The organism is Clostridium sp. (assembly GCF_036642255.1).
GTDB lineage: Bacteria > Bacillota > Clostridia > Clostridiales > Clostridiaceae > Clostridium_J.
The window spans coordinates 136,130-157,956 of sequence record NZ_JAVWDJ010000001.1; the positions used below are offsets into that span (position 1 = coordinate 136,130).

General features: G+C 30.5%; 18 protein-coding genes and 1 riboswitch. Of the genes, 6 read left to right on the forward strand and 12 right to left on the reverse strand.

All coding sequences use genetic code 11. The features are described from left to right. Nucleotides 1-67: 67 nt before the first annotated feature. From RR409_RS00565 to RR409_RS00575, 3 genes are all read right to left on the reverse strand, one after another. Nucleotides 68-448: a hotdog domain-containing protein gene (locus RR409_RS00565; RefSeq protein WP_332555763.1), complete on the reverse strand. Its 381-nt coding sequence runs from the start codon at nt 446-448 to the stop codon at nt 68-70. A 334-nt stretch (nt 449-782) separates the two neighbouring features. Beyond that, a riboswitch (Lysine riboswitch) is annotated at nt 783-959 on the reverse strand. A gap of 279 nt (nt 960-1,238) precedes the next feature. Then, nucleotides 1,239-1,520, reverse strand: coding sequence for a DUF503 domain-containing protein (locus tag RR409_RS00570; protein ID WP_332555764.1), 282 nt, complete (start codon nt 1,518-1,520; stop codon nt 1,239-1,241). A gap of 45 nt (nt 1,521-1,565) precedes the next feature. Then, the gene (locus RR409_RS00575) at nt 1,566-2,093 is read right to left on the reverse strand and encodes a hypothetical protein (RefSeq protein ID WP_332555765.1); all 528 of its coding nucleotides are present in this window, start codon (nt 2,091-2,093) and stop codon (nt 1,566-1,568) included. A gap of 279 nt (nt 2,094-2,372) precedes the next feature. Here RR409_RS00575 and RR409_RS00580 point away from each other — a divergent pair, with 279 nt between their 5' ends. Together RR409_RS00580 and RR409_RS00585 are read left to right on the forward strand one after the other, a co-directional pair. After that, on the forward strand, nt 2,373-4,169 hold the full coding sequence (locus RR409_RS00580; protein ID WP_332555766.1) for a thiamine pyrophosphate-dependent enzyme: 1,797 nt from the start codon (nt 2,373-2,375) through the stop codon (nt 4,167-4,169). 3 nt (nt 4,170-4,172) lie between these two features. Beyond that, nucleotides 4,173-4,745 (forward strand): indolepyruvate oxidoreductase subunit beta, encoded by a 573-nt coding sequence (locus RR409_RS00585; RefSeq protein WP_332555767.1) that lies wholly within the window; start codon nt 4,173-4,175, stop codon nt 4,743-4,745. A 282-nt stretch (nt 4,746-5,027) separates the two neighbouring features. Here the strand turns inward: RR409_RS00585 and RR409_RS00590 are convergent, their stop codons facing one another. From RR409_RS00590 to tsaD, 4 genes are all read right to left on the reverse strand, one after another. Further along, nucleotides 5,028-5,885 (reverse strand): formate/nitrite transporter family protein, encoded by an 858-nt coding sequence (locus tag RR409_RS00590; protein WP_332555768.1) that lies wholly within the window; start codon nt 5,883-5,885, stop codon nt 5,028-5,030. Nucleotides 5,886-6,074: 189 nt separating this feature from the next. Beyond that, on the reverse strand, nt 6,075-7,130 hold the full coding sequence (locus tag RR409_RS00595; protein ID WP_332555769.1) for a hypothetical protein: 1,056 nt from the start codon (nt 7,128-7,130) through the stop codon (nt 6,075-6,077). 274 nt (nt 7,131-7,404) lie between these two features. Next, complete coding sequence (locus RR409_RS00600; RefSeq protein WP_332555827.1) at nt 7,405-9,432, reverse strand: urocanate hydratase; 2,028 nt, start codon at nt 9,430-9,432, stop codon at nt 7,405-7,407. A 517-nt stretch (nt 9,433-9,949) separates the two neighbouring features. After that, nucleotides 9,950-10,972, reverse strand: a complete 1,023-nt coding sequence (tsaD, locus tag RR409_RS00605; RefSeq protein ID WP_332555770.1) for a tRNA (adenosine(37)-N6)-threonylcarbamoyltransferase complex transferase subunit TsaD — start codon at nt 10,970-10,972, stop codon at nt 9,950-9,952. Between the two features lie 402 nt (nt 10,973-11,374). Here tsaD and RR409_RS00610 point away from each other — a divergent pair, with 402 nt between their 5' ends. Beyond that, a complete protein-coding gene (locus tag RR409_RS00610; RefSeq protein ID WP_332555771.1) occupies nt 11,375-12,010 on the forward strand; it encodes a RusA family crossover junction endodeoxyribonuclease in 636 nt (211 codons plus the stop codon). Between the two features lie 248 nt (nt 12,011-12,258). Here the strand turns inward: RR409_RS00610 and RR409_RS00615 are convergent, their stop codons facing one another. Further along, nucleotides 12,259-13,635 carry an MATE family efflux transporter gene (locus RR409_RS00615; RefSeq protein WP_332555772.1) on the reverse strand — a complete coding sequence of 459 codons (1,377 nt, stop codon included), beginning with the start codon at nt 13,633-13,635 and terminating at the stop codon, nt 12,259-12,261. Between the two features lie 157 nt (nt 13,636-13,792). Here RR409_RS00615 and RR409_RS00620 point away from each other — a divergent pair, with 157 nt between their 5' ends. Next, nucleotides 13,793-14,374: a DUF4230 domain-containing protein gene (locus RR409_RS00620; RefSeq protein ID WP_332555773.1), complete on the forward strand. Its 582-nt coding sequence runs from the start codon at nt 13,793-13,795 to the stop codon at nt 14,372-14,374. A 396-nt stretch (nt 14,375-14,770) separates the two neighbouring features. Here RR409_RS00620 and RR409_RS00625 read toward each other — a convergent pair whose 3' ends face one another. From RR409_RS00625 to RR409_RS00635, 3 genes are all read right to left on the reverse strand, one after another. Beyond that, a complete protein-coding gene (locus tag RR409_RS00625) occupies nt 14,771-15,595 on the reverse strand; it encodes a TPM domain-containing protein (RefSeq protein ID WP_332555774.1) in 825 nt (274 codons plus the stop codon). 7 nt (nt 15,596-15,602) lie between these two features. After that, nucleotides 15,603-16,172 carry a LemA family protein gene (locus tag RR409_RS00630; protein WP_332555775.1) on the reverse strand — a complete coding sequence of 190 codons (570 nt, stop codon included), beginning with the start codon at nt 16,170-16,172 and terminating at the stop codon, nt 15,603-15,605. Between the two features lie 303 nt (nt 16,173-16,475). Continuing rightward, the gene (locus RR409_RS00635) at nt 16,476-16,853 is read right to left on the reverse strand and encodes a CoA-binding protein (protein WP_332555776.1); all 378 of its coding nucleotides are present in this window, start codon (nt 16,851-16,853) and stop codon (nt 16,476-16,478) included. Nucleotides 16,854-17,073: 220 nt separating this feature from the next. On the opposite strand from RR409_RS00635, the gene RR409_RS00640 reads away from it, so the two are divergent. After that, on the forward strand, nt 17,074-19,065 hold the full coding sequence (locus RR409_RS00640; RefSeq protein WP_332555777.1) for a fructose-1,6-bisphosphatase: 1,992 nt from the start codon (nt 17,074-17,076) through the stop codon (nt 19,063-19,065). 160 nt (nt 19,066-19,225) lie between these two features. Here the strand turns inward: RR409_RS00640 and RR409_RS00645 are convergent, their stop codons facing one another. After that, nucleotides 19,226-20,467 carry a trypsin-like peptidase domain-containing protein gene (locus RR409_RS00645; protein ID WP_332555778.1) on the reverse strand — a complete coding sequence of 414 codons (1,242 nt, stop codon included), beginning with the start codon at nt 20,465-20,467 and terminating at the stop codon, nt 19,226-19,228. A gap of 391 nt (nt 20,468-20,858) precedes the next feature. On the opposite strand from RR409_RS00645, the gene RR409_RS00650 reads away from it, so the two are divergent. Continuing rightward, complete coding sequence (locus RR409_RS00650) at nt 20,859-21,785, forward strand: SMR family transporter (RefSeq protein WP_332555779.1); 927 nt, start codon at nt 20,859-20,861, stop codon at nt 21,783-21,785. The last annotated feature ends 42 nt before the right edge of the window (nt 21,786-21,827 follow it).

Below are 21,827 nucleotides of genomic sequence, written 5' to 3' on the forward strand. Positions count from 1 at the left end.
TTTAACTAACTATCGTTAAATATTTAACAAATACATTGCAGGATTTCCTGCAATTTTCTGTCTATGATTACTTTCTCTTTTTATCTTTTGGAACTACACAAGTTCCGCTTGCTTTACAAACAACTATTGGTTCTTCTAATAAGTCACATGCTGAATCATTTATGTCAGGTCTTGGTACTATTACTTTTCTTGCTTCAAATATCATTTTTCTTGAAGTGTTTCCAACTTGTACGATTTCACCTACTGCTTCGATATAATCTCCAGCATAAACTGGTGCTAAAAATTCAACACTGTCGTAAGCTTTGAATAAACCTTCATCTCCATCATTTAGGATTAGTAACTCAGTAGCTACATCTCCAAATAATTGTAACATTCTTGCTCCGTCAACTAGATTTCCACCGTAGTGAGCGTCATGAGAGCTCATTCTTAATCTGATTAATGATTTCATTTTTCTCTCTCCTCCTTAAATTATCTCCTCTAGAATATGTTTAACTATTTAATCATCATTTGCATCAAACGATGAACTTTTTCATAATATTATGTAAATTTAATTAGATATTTTAACATTTTTGTAAACTATTACATTAAAGTGCTAAAGCGTAAACCCTAAAAACTCTAAATATATAATTATGTTTACCAAGTCTTTTAGTAATTAAATTTTTAATATGTACTTAAATAATAATGTTTAGACAAAATAAAAAAATGGCATCGAAAAATTCAACACCATTAATAAACATTAAACACCCTAGAGGACAACTATTAATGCAATGAATTTTTTTCATCACATAAATAGCTCACCATAGAATTATGGCAGTTGTAGAATATTTTACTCTACCCCCAAGTAATATACATAAGAACACGTATATCCTTTCGGCATATAAATACTTCATTTATAGCATTGAAGGTTCTTCTCCTTAACATCTATAAATTACCACTTTACATGCGCCTCTATTTATGCACTATTCAGTTTTATTTCTTATTTACAGTTTATATTTTAATTATAATGTTGCCTAACAAAAAATGCAATATGTTTTTTATCAAAATTATGCTTATATTAAGAAATTTTTAAAAAATTAAATCATGCACCTTAACAATCGACATTTTTAAATTTCCCTTCGACATTTTAAAATTAAAAACGTCCCAATACCTTCATATAAGAATATTTCATTACCAAAATAATTATTATTAAATTTAAATTTATTTCGGAAAACAGTAAAGTTTTCTCACTTGTTATTTATTTAAATAATTTCAATATATGTATCTAGTAAATTTGCCGAAGTATTTTCTTCTATATAATTTACGATAGTTTGTATCATAGAATTAGCATGAGCACTATTATTACTTATAACCGCTAACCCAATTACTATACTCTGATGTACATCTTGATCTTCAATTTCCGCGATAGCTACATTAAATTTATGCTTCACTTTATCAATTATGCTTTTCACTACAGTTCTCTTTTCTTTTAATGAGTGCGAAAAAGGAACATTTAAATATACTTTACAACTTCCAATTATCATAATTCCACCACCAGCTCACATAATTATATAAAATCATTATAATTATTAGTTCCTAATAACTTCATTGCCTAGTTCTTTCCATAATAGTTCATCATCGAAGAACTTCTCATTAAGCCTTTTGAATAATTTGTTATATTGTTTTTTATTCCACTTGCATTTAGTATTTAAACACCTTTCAATATATTCTTTGAAGAAGGCTTTCATACCATTTTCTAATGTAATTTCTTTTACTAAGTTATTATTATTGTGGCACAGTATGACATAAATATACTTTTGTTTTATTAAGTTCAATATTAATCTCAGACATTTCTCGTCATTATAATCAAAACAAAATTTATAATACCCACTAAACCCTTTTTCCCTAATGTTTATAATTATATATTGAGCCAGAATCTTATCATCTTTAATAAAAGCTCCCTTTATAGCAACATGAGGATTTGTAGCTTGTTCCTTTAAAAAATTAAACTCATCCTTTATAATCATTAACGTAACATTATTTAGTTTAACTTTATGTTCAACTAAAGTTGAAGAATTAGAAGGCAGATTTATAATAACATCCTCTAAACTTCTCACATCGTTATCCCCCATGATAAAATCTTACTTATAAATAATTCAATTTTTAAATAATATTTTATTTCCCTTAAATATCAATATAATATTATATCATATTTTTATGATTAAGCTATAATCATTCTTCACAAAATCAAACTTTCACTAGGCATATCTTATTATATTATAATAGCAAATAACTACATTTTAAGTTATTAACTTTAAAGTTATTTAAAGTTTATAATAAAACTGCGATTTTCAACATATAAATTATTGTAAATCACGACAATTTGGAGGAATCTTTTGAGTAATAAAAAAATTTTAACAGGAAATGAAGCCGTAGCAAGAGGATTTTTTGAAGGTGGAGGAATTATTGCTTCAAGTTATCCTGGGTCTCCTACAGTACAAATTTTAGACAGCCTAAAAGACTACAATGAAATATTTAGCCAGTGGGGCACTAATGAAAAGGTGGCTATGGAAATCGTAATAGGTGGAAGTATTGCTGGGGCTACTTCTATGGTGTCCATGAAACATGTGGGTTTAAACATTGCAGCCGATCCTTTTATGACCTTTACTCAAGTAAAAACAAAGGGTGCTTTATTACTAATTGTTGGCGATGATCCCGGCCTTACTAGTTCACAAAATGAACAGGATAGTAGATTCTTTGGGAAATTTGCTAACATACCGATTTTTGATCCTTGTAATCCACAGGAGGCTAAAGACTTTGTTATTGAAAGCATAAAAATCAGTGAGACTTTTAATACACCTGTTCTTATAAGACTTACTAGCAGATTATGCCACTGTAGAGGAATTGTAGAGTTAAATGAAAGGGCAGTACTACCGTCTTATTTAGGATTTGAAGAAGATCAAAGTAGATATTGTATGTTACCTCCCCATGCTAATGTAGCCCAACAATTTATGAAGGAAAGAATAGAAAATTTAAAAATTTATAATAGCACTTATTACGTAAACAATCTTGAGAAAAATAATAGTGACACTCTAATAATCACCAGTGGTATGTGCTATGAAAACCTTAAAGAGTTGGATGTAAAAGTAGACATATTAAAGCTAGGAATGATTTTTCCACTTCCTATGGATTTAATAAAAGAACTATATTATAAGTATAAAAAAGTCATAGTACTAGAAGAAATGTTGCCATTCATAGAAAATGAATTAAAGATTGAAGGGTTGCATGTTCTTGGTAAAGAGCTATTTTCTTTTACTGGAGAGCTCACCATAGAAGTTATTAAACAGGGACTCATTAAGGGCAATGTAATTCAAGGTGAATTACAAACAAAATCAGAAGAACAAACTACATCACTTCCTCCAAGAACTCCAATGCTTTGTGCTGGATGTCCCCATAGACCAATTTTTCATATACTTAAAATGAACAAAGCCACGGTTATCGGTGACATTGGTTGCTACTCTCTAGGTATTTTAGAACCTTTTGAAGTTCATAAAACAAATATTAGTATGGGCGCTTCTCTTGGCATGGTATTAGGACTTGCAGAAGCAGAAAGTAAAATTAATAAGAACAGACCTTTAGTTGCGACCATAGGGGATGGTACCTTCTTTCACTCTGGTATCACTGGATTTTTACAACTAGCTAGAACAGATAAAAATATTACTGTAATTGTAATGGATAATAGAACTACAGCTATGACTGGAGGGCAAATAACCCCAACCACGGGAGACTATTTCAAAGAAGAAAATCTTTATTCCGTAAACATTGCTGATATATTAAAATCTATAGGAATTAAAGATATCACAGTGGTAGATCAATTTAAATATAAAGAAACAAAAGAAGCAATCAATAGTGCAATGAAAAGAAATGGATTATCTATAATTATTACTACAAGACCTTGTGCACTAAACTTCAAGATAAAAACCCCTCATTATTACGTTGATGAAAGTATATGTATTAGTTGTAGAAGTTGTATAAAGACTAATTGTCCTCCAATCTCTATGAAACTATATGAAGGAAAAACTAAAAAGAATTCTTATATTGATAATGATATGTGTGTAGGTTGCTCTGTGTGCTCCCAGGTTTGTCCTGTAGGTGCTATAAAATGCAGCAACACAAAAGAAGAGGAGGTTTAATTTATGAAGTGCACTAATATATTAATATGTGGTGTAGGTGGTCAGGGATTAGTGGTTACTACCAATATACTTTCCCAAGTTGCCTTTCTTGAAGGCTTTGATATTAAGACCAGTGATGTGATTGGTCTTTCCCAACGAGGCGGTATGGTATTTGGTTCTGTTCGATTTGGTGAAGTGGTTCATTCTGCTTTGATTCCCGAAAATGAGGTAGATATGTTAATTGCTCTTGAAAAACTTGAAGGTTTACGATGGAGCAACAACCTTAAAGAAAATGGCTTGGTGATTTTAAACCAAAGTATTACTTATCCAAATAGGGTTCTTATTGAAAAGGAACAGTACCCAGAAAATATAGATGAATTGCTAAAAAATAAAAACCTAACAGTACTCTCTGTTTTTGCAAAAGATATGGCTAAAAATTTAGGTAATAAAAATGTGGAAAACACAATATTGTTAGGAGCCCTGTCTAATTCCCTTACATTTTCTGAAGAAAATTGGCTTCAGGCATTAAATGATATTTTTCCAAAGGAACTTCTGGATATAAATATAAAGGCCTTTTATTTAGGAAGAAGTCTTTAATATTATTGTGTTTCCAACTATATATTCACGATTTTTATACTGCATTTCATATTATCTTTAATTAATCTATATTTTTAATAAACAGGTAAAAGTTTAAAAATAAAAACATGGGTAAAAACATCTCATAGCGAAAATATATATTCCACTATACTAAATTCTTATGGAAATCAATATGTCCCTATATACAAACCTTTATTTTTTCCATAAATAAAAGCTAAGGAAAATAAAACTTACATAGTGAGTTTTATTTTCCTTAGCTAAAAATCTTAAATTATATCTTTACTAAGCTGACATTTTTTCTTTACGAGCTTCAATTACATTTTTAGATGGTATATATTTATAGATAGCCCAATAAGCTAATCCTACAAATACTGCTCCACCTATTATATTTCCAATAGTTACTGGTATTAAATTATTAAATATACCACCAATAGTTAAGTGAGACAGCTTTTCTGGTGTAACATGAGATGCTTCTATAAATGCAGCATTTGTCTTTGCAAACAACCCAATTGTAAAATAATACATATTTGCAACCACGTGCTCATAACCTGAAATAACAAAAACAAATATTGGAATAAATCCCATTAGTACTTTCCCTGTAACATCTTTAGCTGCATAAGTTCCCCATACACAGAAACATACTATTATATTACAAAGTATTCCACTTGCTAATGCCTGTCCAAAAGAGATGCTTGCCTTAGTAGCCGCTACCTTAATAGCATATCCACCTAAGGTTCCTGTAGATAATAATCCTGCGTAAAATATTAACGAAGCAATGATTATTGATCCTATAAAATTTCCTACAAAAACTAGTGTCCAATTTTTAAACATTTGACCAAATGTAATCTTCTTTTCTGCCCATGCGATACTTAACAAGGCATTACCAGTGAAAAGTTCCGCACCACAAATTAAAACAAATAGTAATCCTACTGGGAACACTATTCCAGCAACAGTTTTTTGTAGCCCTATATTAGTTATACTATGAGACGCCATTGATGCTCCATATGCTCCCATAGCTATAAACATACCAGCTAAAGTAGCCAGAAGTAAAGTTTGCGCTATTTTATTATTTGCCTTTTTTATACCTACTTCTTCAACATAATTTGTAATTTCAGACGGTGTTAACATCTTCTTATCCATTCCCCTACCCCTTTCATTTTTCATAAATATACACACATTAAATAAATGTGTGTATTAAAAAGCGTTAATTAATTATTAGTCCATGGATAATTATATTGAAGGATATATCCATTGTCAACAAAATTATATTTACTGCTTTGTCACTTTTTACATAAAAATAGTATAGAAATTATAAACTCCTATACTTAGTTAAAACCATTGAATATTATATATTTCCAATTCATCCAATTGAAGGTAATCTTCAATAAACTCATCTACAAAAGTCTTTTTTAATACTTGTTTAAATTTAATAAGTTGCTCTTCTGTAGGTATTGACTCAACTTCCTGAGCAGTGTCTATTAAGGTAAAAAAAGAACCCTCCACTCTATAGTTACTTTCCTCACCCTTAATAAATAAATCATTACTTTTATCATAAAAAATAGCACCTGAAATATTAGATGGAATGGTGATCTTACTAATATCGGATATAGTTGATGTGGCAAAATCAAACTTTCCATTATAAAGAAATTCCACTACTTCTCCCTTATCTGCATCATAAGAAAAAGTGCTAAATGCTATATTTCTTTTATCTGATGATATGGTAGCAAAATGAATTTCTTCTATACTATTATCTAATTGATAAATTAATTTATCTCCTAAATATAAGGTGCTATTTTCTTTTTCATCACTTCTTGATGTTTTACTATATAATAAAATATTTCCATCTTCAAACACTTCCATCAATAATCCCTTAATAGAATTAACTTGTTTATTGGAATTTATATCATATATTCCATATTTTAAAACAGAAGGATTTATAGCAGCAGATACAAGCAACCTTTCATTATTAATCCAAGTTAAACTAATTATATTTTCCAGTTCATCATCTACAGCTATTTTGTTATATTCCTTACTCTCTAAATTATATATAAATATTTCAGTTTGATCTAATTCCTCTTCATAAAAGTATTTAAACGCAACCCTTTTTTTATCTGGACTCAACATAGTTAATTCTTTAAACTTTGTGGTATCCCCTATAGGATAAAGTGATCCCATTTTCTCATCATAAAAATATATATTATTATTCCTTTCAAACACTGCATTAACATAACTCTTCTGAGTTTCCTTAGGCTCATCTTTAGTCTTATCCACTATTTTTTCGCCCTTATTAGTGCAAGCAGTTATTAAAAATATCATTGTTATGCAAATTATCATCAAAGTAAATTTTCTTAAAAACCGGAACATTCCAATAGGTCTAACTAACACAGAAATTCACCTTCATTCCCACTACTTCCCCAAATTTAATACCGTCCATTATTATACTCCTATTAATTGCTCTCTTCAATATTTAATACGAGTTTTTAATGCTTTAGTTAACATATAAACACGTTATTCTTTGACAAATAAACTCACTTTCCTTAATGTTTTAAATCCATTAGTAGAATATGATTGCATATATCAAAATATACTTATATTAATGCCAAAAGAAAAGCCACTTAAAACTTAATTTTAAGAAGCTCCTCTTATAAAAATTTATTATTTATTTTTTTAATTTATTTTCCACAATAGTGCTTATGAACTTTTCATCTGTGATGTATGGAAGAGTTATATGGTCTGTGTTTTTATGTTTTTCATTATATTCTATGATAGTTTCGATGGAATGAGGATTTCTCGCCCAAGCTCTTCTAGCTACCCCACCCATAACATCCCATGCCATAGAGGTTTCTATAATGAAATCTACTCTTTCACTGCCATCAAGCACAAGACCAAAACCACCATTTATCGATTTAGAGGTTCCAACCCCTCCACCATTGTGAAGTGCAATCAAGCTCATGCCCCTAGCAGCATTACCTGCAAAGCACTGTACTGCCATTTCGGCCATCATATTACTTCCATCTTTAATATTTGAAGTTTCTCTAAATGGTGAATCTGTACCACTTACATCATGGTGATCACGACCAAGCATTATTGGACCAACTTCCCCTTTTCTTACCATATCATTGAACTTAAGCGCAATATCTATACGGCCCTGAGCATCTTGATATAATATTCTAGCTTCTGTTCCAACTACAAGTTTATTTTTCTCAGCATCTCTTATCCACATATAATTGTCTCTATCTTGGCCTCTTCTATTCGGATCAATACATTCCATAGCTGCTTTATCGGTTTTCACCAAATCCTCATGGTCTCCACTTAAGCAAACCCATCTAAAAGGTCCATACCCATAATCAAATAGCATAGGTCCCATAATATCTTCCACATAAGAAGGATATATGAAGCCATCTTTTTCATCTACACCATTTTTAGATATTTCTTTTCCGCCAGCATCATACACTGCTTTCATAAAGGAATTACCATAATCAAAGAAATATACACCCCTAGAATCTAAAACCTTAATAAGTTCAAAATGTTTAAGTAAGGTTTTATCTACTAATTTTTCAAAAGTATTTCTATCTTCTTTAAGAAGTCTAGTTCTCTCTTCAAAAGAAATCCCCATTGGTGCATATCCACCATCATAAGGCGCATGGCAAGAAGTTTGATCAGATAATAAGTCTATTTTAATATTATTGTCTACAATATATTGAAGCAAATCAACTATATTTCCATGATAAGCTATTGATATTGATTCTTCTTTTTTTGCTTTTTCTAAAGCTACTGTAACTACTTCTTCCAAATTATCTGATGCCATGGAAACCCATCCTTGATTTAATCTAGTTTCTATTCTAGAATAATCAACTTCAGCAACAATCCCTACCCCATTAGCTATTTCAATAGCCTTAGGCTGAGCACCACTCATACCACCAAGACCAGAAGTTACAAATATCTTACCTCTTAAATCACCATCATCCGCTACTCCAAGTTTTAACCTTCCTGCATTTAGCAAGGTATTAAATGTTCCATGTACAATTCCTTGTGGCCCGATATACATCCAACCTCCAGCAGTCATTTGTCCATAATTGGCAACACCTAATTGAGTAGCAAGATGGAAATCCTTTGGATTATCAAACATCCCAATCATAAGTCCATTAGTATTAATTACCCTTGGTGCAGTTTTAGAGCTTCTAAATAAGCCTAGAGGGTGTCCACTTTCTAATACTAAAGTTTGCTCCTCTGTGATTTGCTGAAGATATTTCATTATTAGCCTATATTGCATCCAGTTTTGGCATACTTGTCCAGTTTCTCCGTAGGTAACAAGTTCATAAGGATATAATGCTACCTCAAAATCTAAATTGTTATCTATCATTACTTGAAATGCTTTTCCTTCTAAGCATTTACCTTCATATTGATCAATTGATTTTCCATAGATTCTACCTTCTGGTCTAAATCTATATCCATAAATTCTTCCTCTAGTAATTAGTTCTTCCATAAATTCTGGAGCAAGTTCTTCATGGTATTTCTCAGGAATATAACGTAATGCGTTTTTAAGAGCAAGTTCTGCTTGTGGTTTAGTTAAGGTAAATCCTCTATCTGGAGCCCTTCTTATTCCATCAGCAAATTCGGGCATCCTTGGTAATTCCTCATCTAATTTTATTACCATTCCATTTTCAATATCTATATTTCTCAAAATATAGCCCCCTTTTCCATTGTAAAAATCCCCACAATAAAAATTTATCATATTCAGAATTTTAAAACAACAGTTTCGACTTTTTTTTTAAAATATTCTTAATAATTTAAGTATTATTAAAACTCTATAAAGGTCTAACTAGATATTTATTGAATTAAATTTATTTAGTTAGTGGCTTTATCCCAATATTTTTACTATCAGTTATGCTAATGTGCAAAATACTACAAAAGTTTATGCTAAATAACTATTCAAAAGGGAGCTATCTTTAAGATAACTCCCTTTAATATCTTTTTAAGTTTGTTTAAAATTGTTACATTGTACACTTTTCATATTTCATCATAGTCCTTCAACAAACTTATAATAACACGCTTGTTCTTATAAGTTATTACTTTGTATGCACAAGTATTCTTGTTCACAAGTCTTCTTGTTCACAAGCTTTCTTACGTACAAGTTCTCTTGTGGACGAGAAATATCATAGTACTTTTATTTATACTCTTATTTATACTCTTATTTGAAATTCTTATCTTTGCCCTAACTTTAAATTAGGACTAGCATTAAGAGTTAAATCTGATACTCTTCCTTTTAAGTATTCAAAATATGCTGCACTACCAATCATAGCTGCATTATCAGTACAAAGCACTAGTTCAGGGAATAGCACCTTTATGTTTTCTCTTTTCCCTCTTTTCATCATTGCATTTCTTAGATAAGAGTTTGCAGCCACGCCACCAGCTATGGCTATTTTGTCAACTTTCTTTATTTTGCAAGCTTCCATAGAATTATCCACTAAAACATCTACCACAGATTTTTGAAATGACGCTGCCAGATCAGCTCTATTATAATCTTCACCCTTCATCTCTAGTTTATTTAGATGATTTAATACTGCTGATTTAATTCCACTGAAAGAAAAGTCTAAACTCACTTCATGAAAATTTGCCCTTGGAAATCTAATTGCATTTTCATTACCTTCTTTTGAAAGTTTATCAATTTTAGGTCCACCGGGATACCCAAGTCCTATGGCTCTTGCCACCTTATCATAAGCTTCTCCTGCGGCATCATCTCTTGTTTGCCCCATTACTTCAAAATCACCATAATCCTTCATATAAACGATGAAAGTATGTCCTCCTGATACTACCAAGGTAACAAAAGGTGGTTCTAACTCTTTATATTGTATGAAATTAGCACTTATATGGCCCTCTATATGATTAACTCCAATTAACGGAATATTTAAAGAATATGCTAAAGCCTTAGCATATTGTAAACCCACTAATAATGCTCCCACAAGTCCTGGACCATAAGTTACCGCCACAGCGTCAATATCCTGAAAAGTAATTTTAGCTGTATCTAGAGCTTCCTGAACCACTGCACTTACAGCTTCAATATGTTTTCTTGAAGCTACTTCTGGCACTACCCCACCAAATTTTTTATGTATATCTATTTGTGAGGATATTACATTTGACAACACATCTCTTCCATTCACTACTACTGCTGCAGCTGTTTCATCACAACTAGATTCTATTGCAAGTATTTTAAATTGTTTCTCCATTTGTATTCACCTACTCTAATTCTTAATTTAGAAAACTTTATTTGTTAACTTTTTAGACTTATAGCCACTAATATAGGTTATACATTGATATTTAAATTTCATACCAATTCATAGCCCAGCCAAAAGATAATCTTTACTGAAACTCATGCTTCAAAAGCATTCTAGTTATTTTAAATACGTTTTATATTAATTCCTATAAACAGTTTTTATTATACTTTAACTTTCAATATGTATCAAATAATATTATCAAATGTGCTTTAAATAATGAATTTGTTTATTTATTGGAAAAGTTAGTTATTTTTGCAAACATTAGTTCCCTGTGGTATAATTAATTTAATTAAAAAAATAAAATAAATAGCGAAAATTTTGTAAGTTCTATTTTGATTTAAGCAAGGAGTTATTATGAAATATACCAATTATGCTAAGGTTATTGTAAAGGGTTCTCCAATTTCAAAGTCTAACTTTAAGTTATTTAACTTAAATGGCAGAGCTATTCTTCCTTATAATTCAGGAAAATATCATGATAGATATGCACTTTATGAAGAAGAAATAGCCTATGAGTGTAGACTACAGAACCCAGGATTAGTTTTAAGCGAATCTCTTATTGCAATTCTTAAAGTTTTTTATAAAAGTTCAAAACGTCATCCTGATACCAATAATATAACTAAAAGTATCTTTGATGGAATTGAAAAAAGCGGTCTTATAGTAAATGATGCCCAAATTAGAAGAATAATTATCGAAGAATTTTATGATGAAGAAAATCCTAGATTTGAGTTAGAGCTCTTTGGAGAAAGTACTTACGGGATAAGTTATTCAGTTACTAAGCTTGACTCACCTTGCAGTCCCATTTCCTATAATCCTCCCTCTAACAAAAAAAATCTTGGAAAACCTTCTAACAGCTCTTATGGAAAATCCTCTTCAAAAGAATCCTGTCCAAGCTGTGAAGTATGTGGTAAAACTGTAAGTAAAGAAAACTGCATCACCGCCAATAAAGGGACCAGTGTTTTATGTAAAAACTGTTTCAAGAAATTATTTTAACTACATTTGGATAACTAAACCTACATACCCTTTTCTGGACTTATATAAACTTTAGATTAGTACTCTCTACTAAAACATTCTTTATGTGATATATACTTTTTAAACTCCTCCACCAAAATGAACTTCTTAAATAATTTGCTTTCTTTCTACCCATAAAAATATACTCCCTTCATGGACACAGTTTTATTTTTTACTGTCTACCATAAAGGGAGCATATCACAGTGAGAGTTGACTTTTTTTATATAATTTTATGCTGGCACTTTACACTCATCTTCTTTATATATGTTTTTAGATTTATAGAACAATATACTTATCATAAACCTTACAACTAAATCCACACACATAGCTGACCATATTGCAATTACACTTAAGTTTAATACATAAGTAAAATATAAAGCTAGTGGAATTCTTACTAACCAAATACCAATTCCTGCTGAATACATAGGAACCTTTGTAAAACCTGCTCCCCTTAATGCACCATTTAAGCATGAAGCTATGTTTTGAGGTATTTGAACTAATCCCATTAATATTAAGTATTTAGAACCTAATTCAATTATTGGTTGTTTATCTGTAAGAAGTCCCATTACAAAGTGAGGTAAAAATAATAATATTATGGATGAAAAAGTAGTTAAAATGGTTGATCCTATTAAAATCTCTCGCATATATCGTTTTCCAAGTTTTCTATTATTAGCACCTATTGTTTGACCTGTAAAGGCTGTAGCTGCCACTGCAAATCCTACTGCTGGCATAAAAGAAATGGATTCTGCCTGCAGTCCTTGTTGATATGATGCCATTGCTACATCCCCATATCTTAAAATTAAGACAGTTAAAATTATAGATGACACCTGCCAAAATATAGATTCTAAGGCTGAAGGTATCCCAACTCTATAAACCTCTTTAATCTGATGTTTATCTATTGCAAAACTCTCTCTAGTCCTAGACCCAGCTAATACACCGTCTTTATTAAACAATACATATAACCCCACCATAGCGCCTACAAATTGAGCAACAACAAGCCCCATAGCTGCTCCTCTAAGCCCCAACGCTGGTAATCCTAAAAGTCCGAAAATAAAAATTGGACTCACCATTATATTAGTCCCATTCATAATAAAAGCAATTTTCATTGGGGTTTTAGCATTACCCATACCTTGCAGCACTGCTGCTACCACCAACATGATAACTTGAAAAGGTAATCCAAATACAACTATTTTAATATATTCATAAGCCGTTGCCCTTAATATTTCACTAGAATTCTTATAAAGAACTGCTAAAAAGAAATCTCCATTGAAAAATAAAACTGTGGCTAAAACCAACACTAACATTAAACAAGATAATAAAGTTTGCATGGTTACATGCTTTATCTTCTTATGGTCTTGAGCACCGTAAGATTGTGCTACGAATACTGATCCTCCAGTAGCTATCCCCTTAAAAAGAGCCCAAATAATATTAGTAAGTCTACTACTTATTCCTAGCGCAGACATGGCAATTGCATCTAATCTTCCAATAAAGGCTGATGCTATAAAGCCTGCAGTCATCTGTAGTACACTTTCTAAAGTTATAGGAAGTATCATTGAATAAATCTTTTTTCTCACTTCTTTCTGACTCATCTCTTTTGTTTCTCCCACTAATATCCCTCCATCATGATTAATACAAATTCATTATATCATTATATTTCGAGTATCGAAACATACTTGCAATAAATAAATTTTGATTATTAATAAATTAATTTTTAACTTTCAACATACATATTATTAGAGAGCTTTTTGGGGAGGTTTTGTGTAATTGTCCATATTAAAGATATATAAAAAAATCAAGTTAATGCTTATACTACTTATAGCATTGGCTATTGCACTATTTTGTAGTTCATTTACATTGAAAGATAATTTAGAAAAGAAATGCGAACTTGTTGCTGAAAAGTTGGTAACTATCTCTGAACTTGCCACAATAAAATATAATTATTCTAATGTAATTTCTATAAAAGACAACTTGAAATATAAAGATTTTATTATTCCTTTCACCGAGAAGTCCTGTGTTATAAAGTATAATGGCTACATCACTGCTGGAGTTGATTTAAGCAAAGCCCTAATATCTGCAGAAAACAAGGAATTATTAATTTCACTTCCTCCATCTACAATTCTTAATCACACTGTTAATGAGGAAGAAATTTTTATTTTTGATGAAAAATCATCAGCCTTCAATAAATTAAATATTGGGGACATGTTGAAAGAAATAATATCAGAAAAAGAGAAAACAGAGGAAGAACTCATTAAAGAAGGATTTCTAAAAAAGGTAGATGAAGATACTATAAAATTTCTTCAAGGTTTTTTTAAAGAACTCGGTTATGATAATATTAGATTTTTGTAGAAAGATAATATTAGCTTTCTTAAAGTGATTTTTATATATAATACTTCTATGGTTTTTAAAGCTTAATATTAGTAGTACATTTAATAAGAAATTAATTTATAGTTTTAAGCTTTTCTTAAAATTTAATGTTAGATGTTTATGGTATTTTTAATACTAGCACCTGAAGTCAATGATTCTAAGGTCTTTCAGTCACATTCTCAAGTAAAAAGCTATATTTCTTAAAAAATAAAAAACCTATATCTTTAAAACCAAAAGATATAGGCTTTACTATTTATTGCTATTGTATCTTATTGAAGATATTTTTATCTTTATGAGGTAGGATTTTCTTAAGAAAACAACAGTAATATAAAAGCTTAGAGAACTAGTCTCAATGTAATTACTAAACCTTTATAACTGCTACCAATTTCCTGAAGACCCTCCACCACCAGAGGAGCCGCCACCAAAACCTCCGAAACCTCCACCTGAACTACCTCCTGAACCTCCACCAAAGCCTCCGCGACCACCTCTTCCTCTTCCACCAAAAATGCTGCTCCAAAACAACATTTTAAACAAAAATGAGGTAAGTCTCGCTCTATTAAATATTACATCTAATAAAAATATCCCTATGAATATTCCTATAGGCAGGGGATTAGAATTTCTTCTCTTTGAGGTATTTCCACCATAATGTCCATTAGGTAAGGTTATCTTCATGGATTTAGTTAAAGTAACTCCATATTCTTTTGCTATATAATCACTAATTACACTATAAGAAGAAAGGAGTCCTTCGCCATATTTTCCCGCTGCGAAACTTGGCTTAGCCACCTCATTCATTATTCTACTAGAAAGCACATCTGGTACTGCACCTTCAAGTCCTCTTCCTACCTCAACTCTCCATTTCCTATCATTGATAGCAAGAAGTATTAATAATCCATTGTCCTTATCCTTTTCACCTATACCCCAGGTTCTAAAAAGATTCAGAGCATATTGCTCTATTGGTACATTATTAGTTGTATCAATAACTACCACTGTAGCTTGCGCTCCCGTGCTGTCTTCTAGCTCTTTTCCAATAGAAACTATATTCTCTATTTCACTTTTACTTAAAACACCTACATAGTCATTTACATATTTATAAGGAGTAGGCGAAGGATATCCTTCTGCGGCTTTTGTACTAATAGGTATAATAGATACTATAAATATTAGAAGAGAAGTTATTATTACTTTAAGAAATTTATTACTTTTCATAGTAACCTTATACACCAAAGTCTACTTTGGGAACTTCTTTAGCACCTTCAGCTGCTTTATAAAGAGGTTTTTCTTCAAAGCCAAACAAAGATGCAACTATATTACTTGGAAATCTTCTCCTCTTTGAATTATATTGTGTTACTGCAGTATTGTAATCTTGTCTTTTTACTGCAATTCTATTTTCTGTACCTTCTAGTTCTACAGTTAAATCTCTAAAATTTTGATTTGCCTTTAATTCTGGATAATTTTCAACCACCACTAGTAATCTTGAAAGAGCACTGGATAAACTAGCATCTGCCTCTGCTTGTTCTGTAACATTCTGAGCTCCAGCAAGTTTTGCTCTTGATTCAGCAACTTGAGTAAAAATTTCATTTTCATGAGATGCATAGCCTTTAACTGTTTCCACAAAGTTTGGGATTAAATCCGATCTTCTTTGCAAATCAGTATCAATGTCAGCTTGTGCACTATTTACCTTTAGTTCAAGATTTACTAAACTATTATAGGTTCCTACAATGGGAAGTGCTATTATTACTAATACCACTATAATAGCTAATAAAGCTTTTAAGCCACCTTTCATTGATGTTTCCTCCTAATTTATATATTTAATGATTTAAGTTAGTTTTTTCTACAACTACTTTCAGAGAATTCTATAATCTTACCTATTCTATTTGCTTACTATAAAATAAGATATTTTCTGATAATAGCTTTCTAACTTAATACATTTCTATAATATAAATATGTTATAATAAGTATTTCTATACATTTAAATGAAATTGTTTCTCTTCTGCATGAAAATACTTTTTATCTATGGAAACTTACTTATGACTAGTGTGCTTTTTTATTTTTTTGTAATTGTCATATATAAAGTTTATATTGGGAACTATAATTTTCCAAGCTCTACATATAAACATTGATCATATTCTACATTAAATCCCATTTCTTTAGCTTTATTAATTACTTCTTCATCAAAAGAACCTGGTTGAAACCAAAGATTTTTAATTCCCGCCTTCTTAATTTCCTCTAGAGAATTCATTGCAACCTTGGGATTCACAATAATATTTATAGCTTCTACTTTTGATGGCAACTCTTGTACAGACCTATATATGTTCATTCCTTCAATCTCATTATATTTAGGATTAATTCCATGAACCACATAACCCTTTTCAGCTAATCTTTTTAAAATCTTATATCCAAATCTACTTTCATCTGGAGTTGCACCAAGCAGTGCCCATGTCTTAAAATTTAGCATTTCATTCATAATATTTCCTCCTTAAAATAGTTATATTAATATTAGGTTTTCCAATAAAATTAAGTTCATGATATATTTGTTTCTAATATTTGTCAATAACACATTTGCTCACTACATTTTTGTTAGCAAAATTGCATATTCTGTTATATAATATCAATGTACATTAATTAATATATTGTGTATCACATATATTAATATTCATATATATCAATTAGAAAAGGGGATTGAAATGAATAGAATTAATGGGATTAATGTTGATATGATTGAAAGTGATTTGAGATATCTTAATTTACTTTCTCATAAGTTTCCAACAATTTCCGATGCTGCCACTGAAATAATTAATTTAGAGGCAATTTTAAACTTACCTAAGGGAACAGAGCATTTTCTAACAGATATTCATGGTGAGTATGAAGCTTTTAACCATGTACTTAAGAATGCTTCAGGAGTTATTAAAAGAAAAGTAAATGACATATTTGGAAACACCTTAAGAGAATCAGAAAAAAAAGATTTATGTACATTAATTTACTATCCAGAGCAGAAGCTAGAGCTTGCCCTTGCAAAGGAAGAAGATATCCATGATTGGTATAGAATAACTTTACACCAACTTATTCAAATATGTAGAAATGTTTCTTCAAAATATACCAGATCTAAAGTAAGAAAAGCATTACCTCCAGATTTTGCTTATATTATAGAAGAATTATTGCATGAATCTCAAGTAAGACCTAATAAACATGATTATTTTAATGGAATTATCAATACTATTGTGGTGATTGGTAGAGCAAACGAATTTATCATCGCCATCTGTAATGTAATCCAAAGGCTTACAATAGATAGACTTCATATTATAGGAGACATTTATGATAGGGGCCCAGGAGCACATATAATTATGGATACTATCATGAAATATCATGCTGTAGATATTCAGTGGGGAAACCACGATATACTTTGGATGGGTGCTGCAGCTGGTAATGAAAGCTCCATTGCTAACGTAATAAGGATTTGTACAAGATATGCAAATCTTGATACCCTAGAAGATGGTTATGGAATTAATTTATTGCCTTTAGCTACCTTCGCTATGGAAATTTATCAGGATGACCCTTGCAATTCCTTTAAACCTAAAACTGGCCCAGATGATGTATACAAAGAAAAAGACTTGAAACTTATGGCTCAAATGCATAAGGCTATTTCAATAATTCAATTTAAACTTGAGAGCGAAATAATAACCCGTCGTCCTGATTTCGGATTAAATAATAGACAACTTTTAGATAAGATTAATTTTGAGGCAGGTACAGTGACTATCGGTGATAAAATCTACGAACTAAATGATACAAATTTCCCAACTGTGGATCCAAAAGATCCTTATAAGCTAACTGATGAAGAAAGAGAATTAATAACAAGATTAAAATCCTCCTTTTTAAATAGTGAACGACTTCAAAAACACGTGAGATGTTTGTTCTCAAAAGGGAGTTTATATTATAAATATAATTCTAACTTACTATATCATGCCTGCATCTCCTTAGATGAAAAAGGAGCCTTTAAAAAAATTAATGTTATGGGCAAATCTTATAGTGGCAAGGAATACATTGATAAAGTTGAAAGATTGGCTAGAGAAGCATACTTTAACAAAGGAAACCATGAGGAAAAAGAATATGGTCTAGATTATTTATGGTATCTCTGGTGTGGTGAGGATTCGCCTTTATTTGGTAAAGACAAAATGGCTACCTTTGAAAGATATTTTATTAATGACAAGGAAACTCACAAAGAAATGAAAAATCCATACTTTGAACTTAGAGATAACGAAGAAATTTGTGATATGATTTTAAAAGAGTTTGATCTTGATCCTAAAACTTCTCATATCATTAATGGCCATATGCCTGTGAAAACCATTAAGGGAGAAAGTCCAATAAAAGCTAATGGTAAATTGTTAGTTATAGATGGTGGTTTTTCAAAAGCATATCAACCTGAAACTGGCATCGCTGGATATACTCTAATATTTAACTCTTATGGGTTGCAATTAGTTCAACATGAACCCTTTGAATCTACTCAACAAGCCATAAAAAAAGGGAAAGATATTCTTTCAACTACATTTATACTGGAGAGTAGCGCTAACAGGATGAAGGTACGAGACACTGATATTGGTAAAGAATTAATAGACCAAATTGGTGACCTCCAAAAACTTCTAATTGCCTATAGAAAAGGTATTATTAAGGAATTAAAATAAGTTCACATAAAAAAATCAGAGAGAAGGGGGATTCTCTCTGATTTTTTTATATATTAAAGAATGAACTTTTTTTTACTATAATATTCAATTCTTTATAAACATTTAATAGCTATTCATTATTTTATTTATCTTTTATAAAAGCCTTCTTATGATTTTTTAACTATTCTATCTTTAAATTAGCAGTCATGTTTTGACCATTTCGTACAAATTCTGCTGCAATAGTGTCTCCATCTTTGTGCGTATCTTTAATCTTATTAAGCTCTTCTACCGTTTCAACCTTTTTGCCATCAAACTTTACTATTACATCTCCTGGCTGAAGGCCTCCTTTTTGAGCGATACTAAAATTATCTACATTAGTAATATATATTCCTACAGGGATACTGTATCTTTCTGCTAAGTCTTTCGTTACATTTTGTACAGTTATTCCTAGTCTAATTTTTTGCTTTACTAAGTTTTCTAGCTTTGCAGTTACATCATTTATTGGTATAGAAAACCCGATTCCCTCAATTCCTTCTCCACTAAGTTTTGCAGTATTAATACCTACAACTTCACCTTTAGAATTTATTAAAGGTCCTCCACTATTACCTGGATTTATTGCTGTATCTGTTTGAATTAAGTTCATTTTTTTTCCATCTATTTCAACGTCTCTACTTACAGCACTAACAATACCAGTGGTCACAGAACCTAAATACTCTTTCCCTAATGGATTCCCGATAGCAACAACTTGCTCTCCCACTTGTAAACTTTCAGAATCTCCTAGTGTTACTACCCCTGGAAGCTCTACATCATCTGTAATCTTCAGTACAGCTAAATCCGCTTCTTGATTATAGTTAACAATTTTCGCATTAACTTCTTTACCATTATTAAATATTACTTTTACTTGACTGGCACTAGAAATAACATGAAAGTTTGTTAGAACATATCCATCTTCTGAGAAGATAAATCCTGAACCAATACCTTCTTGTTCACCCATATTAAATCCGAATATATTTGAAGAAACAGATTTTGTTGAAACTCCAACTACTGCTGGTGAAACCTTAGTGGCTATTTCTGGTATATTTATTGTTCCTGTGGCAGTTGGTGTTATTGAAGTATTTCCAACCACATTCTGGTTCTGCTTAACTGGAGTCCCTGTCCTTTTCATAGTGGTATAGGTTACAGCTCCTCCTACTGCTCCTCCTAGTAGTGAACATATAAGTGCCACAGCTATCACTGACCCAAATCTCCCTGTTCCCTTTTGTCTTTTTATTTGCTTATCAGGATATACATAAGGTTTATTATAATTTTCTGTATTATTAAAACTATTATAAGATGAATTATCATAATTATTGTTATTATAATTCATATTTTGTCCTTCTGGCATAGTATTAAATTTCTCATTTTCTTTTTCAAAGTTATCCATTGTAAGACCCTCCCTTAATTAATTTTCCCTATACTTATATTATCACCATTTATGTGTCAATTCAGTGGCGACTTTGTGAAAAAACTTTAAAATATGTCACAGATACTAATATACTTATGTCATAATTATAATATACATATTTTATTCTATGTCTCTAAAAAATTTCTAAAAATGAATTCTCCAGTATTTCACCCCTTAAACTTATTTATCCTAAACTAAATTTATATTTAGAACACTTATCTGCAAAGTATTCTATATAGAAATAAAATTTCTTATATAACTAATTTAATGATATTAACTTATTTTTTAAAAACTTATTATGTAATCTTGATATTCTACAACATTTATTTAATATAAGGTTAATATTAGTTCTATTTAAAATTCAAAGGAGATGAACAAAGTGTTTTTTCTAATTTTAGCTATAATTTGCAGTTCCTCTATTGCACTTATATTTAAGTATACCGAAGGAAATAGAATGAACAGGTATGCCGTAACCTCTGCAAATTACTTAATTGCATTCTTAGTTAGTATTATAATGTTTTTATATGATAATTCATTGGATCTCTCTTTTTCCCTATCAATAAGTAAATTTTTATCTGAAACTTCTTCAGTAATTTTTTCAGATTCAACTTTATTTTCTGCAGAAAGTAGCTTTATTTGGGCAATATTAATTGGCTGTTTTGCTGGAGTGTTCTTTTTTCTTTCTTTTGTTTACTATCAAAAGAGCGTAAAGGACAATGGTGTTGGTCTTTCTGGAACTTTTGGAAAACTTGGGATACTTATTCCAATGATATTCTCAATAATTTTATGGAATGAAATTCCCACATTATTGCAATGGACTGGTATCGTTCTGTCCTTACTTTCTATCATTATAGTTAACTTCTCCATTAAAGATTTAACTTCTAAATCCTTAAATTGGACCTTAATATTATTATTTATCTTTGGTGGTATGGCTGAATTCTCAAATAAAATATTTCAAAAATATTCTATAATAGAATACAAAAATCTATTTTTATTTTTTGTATTTTTTATAGCCTTTCTTATTAGTATATTCTTTACTATTAAAGAAAAGAAACCTGTTACTAATAAGGATATATTACTAGGCATACTGGTAGGTATCCCCAACTTATTTTCATCTTATTTTTTAATTATGGCCTTAAATTATATAACCACTTCAGTAGCTTTTCCAATATATAGTGCTGGAAGTATACTCATTATAAATTTAGGTGGATTTATAATTTTCAAAGAAAAGCTTTCGAAGAAAGATACTTTTGCTGTAATTATGACTCTTTTCGCTTTAGTACTTATAAATATGTAAATACGTTATTTATTGACGGTGTTATAACTCTATCCATACACT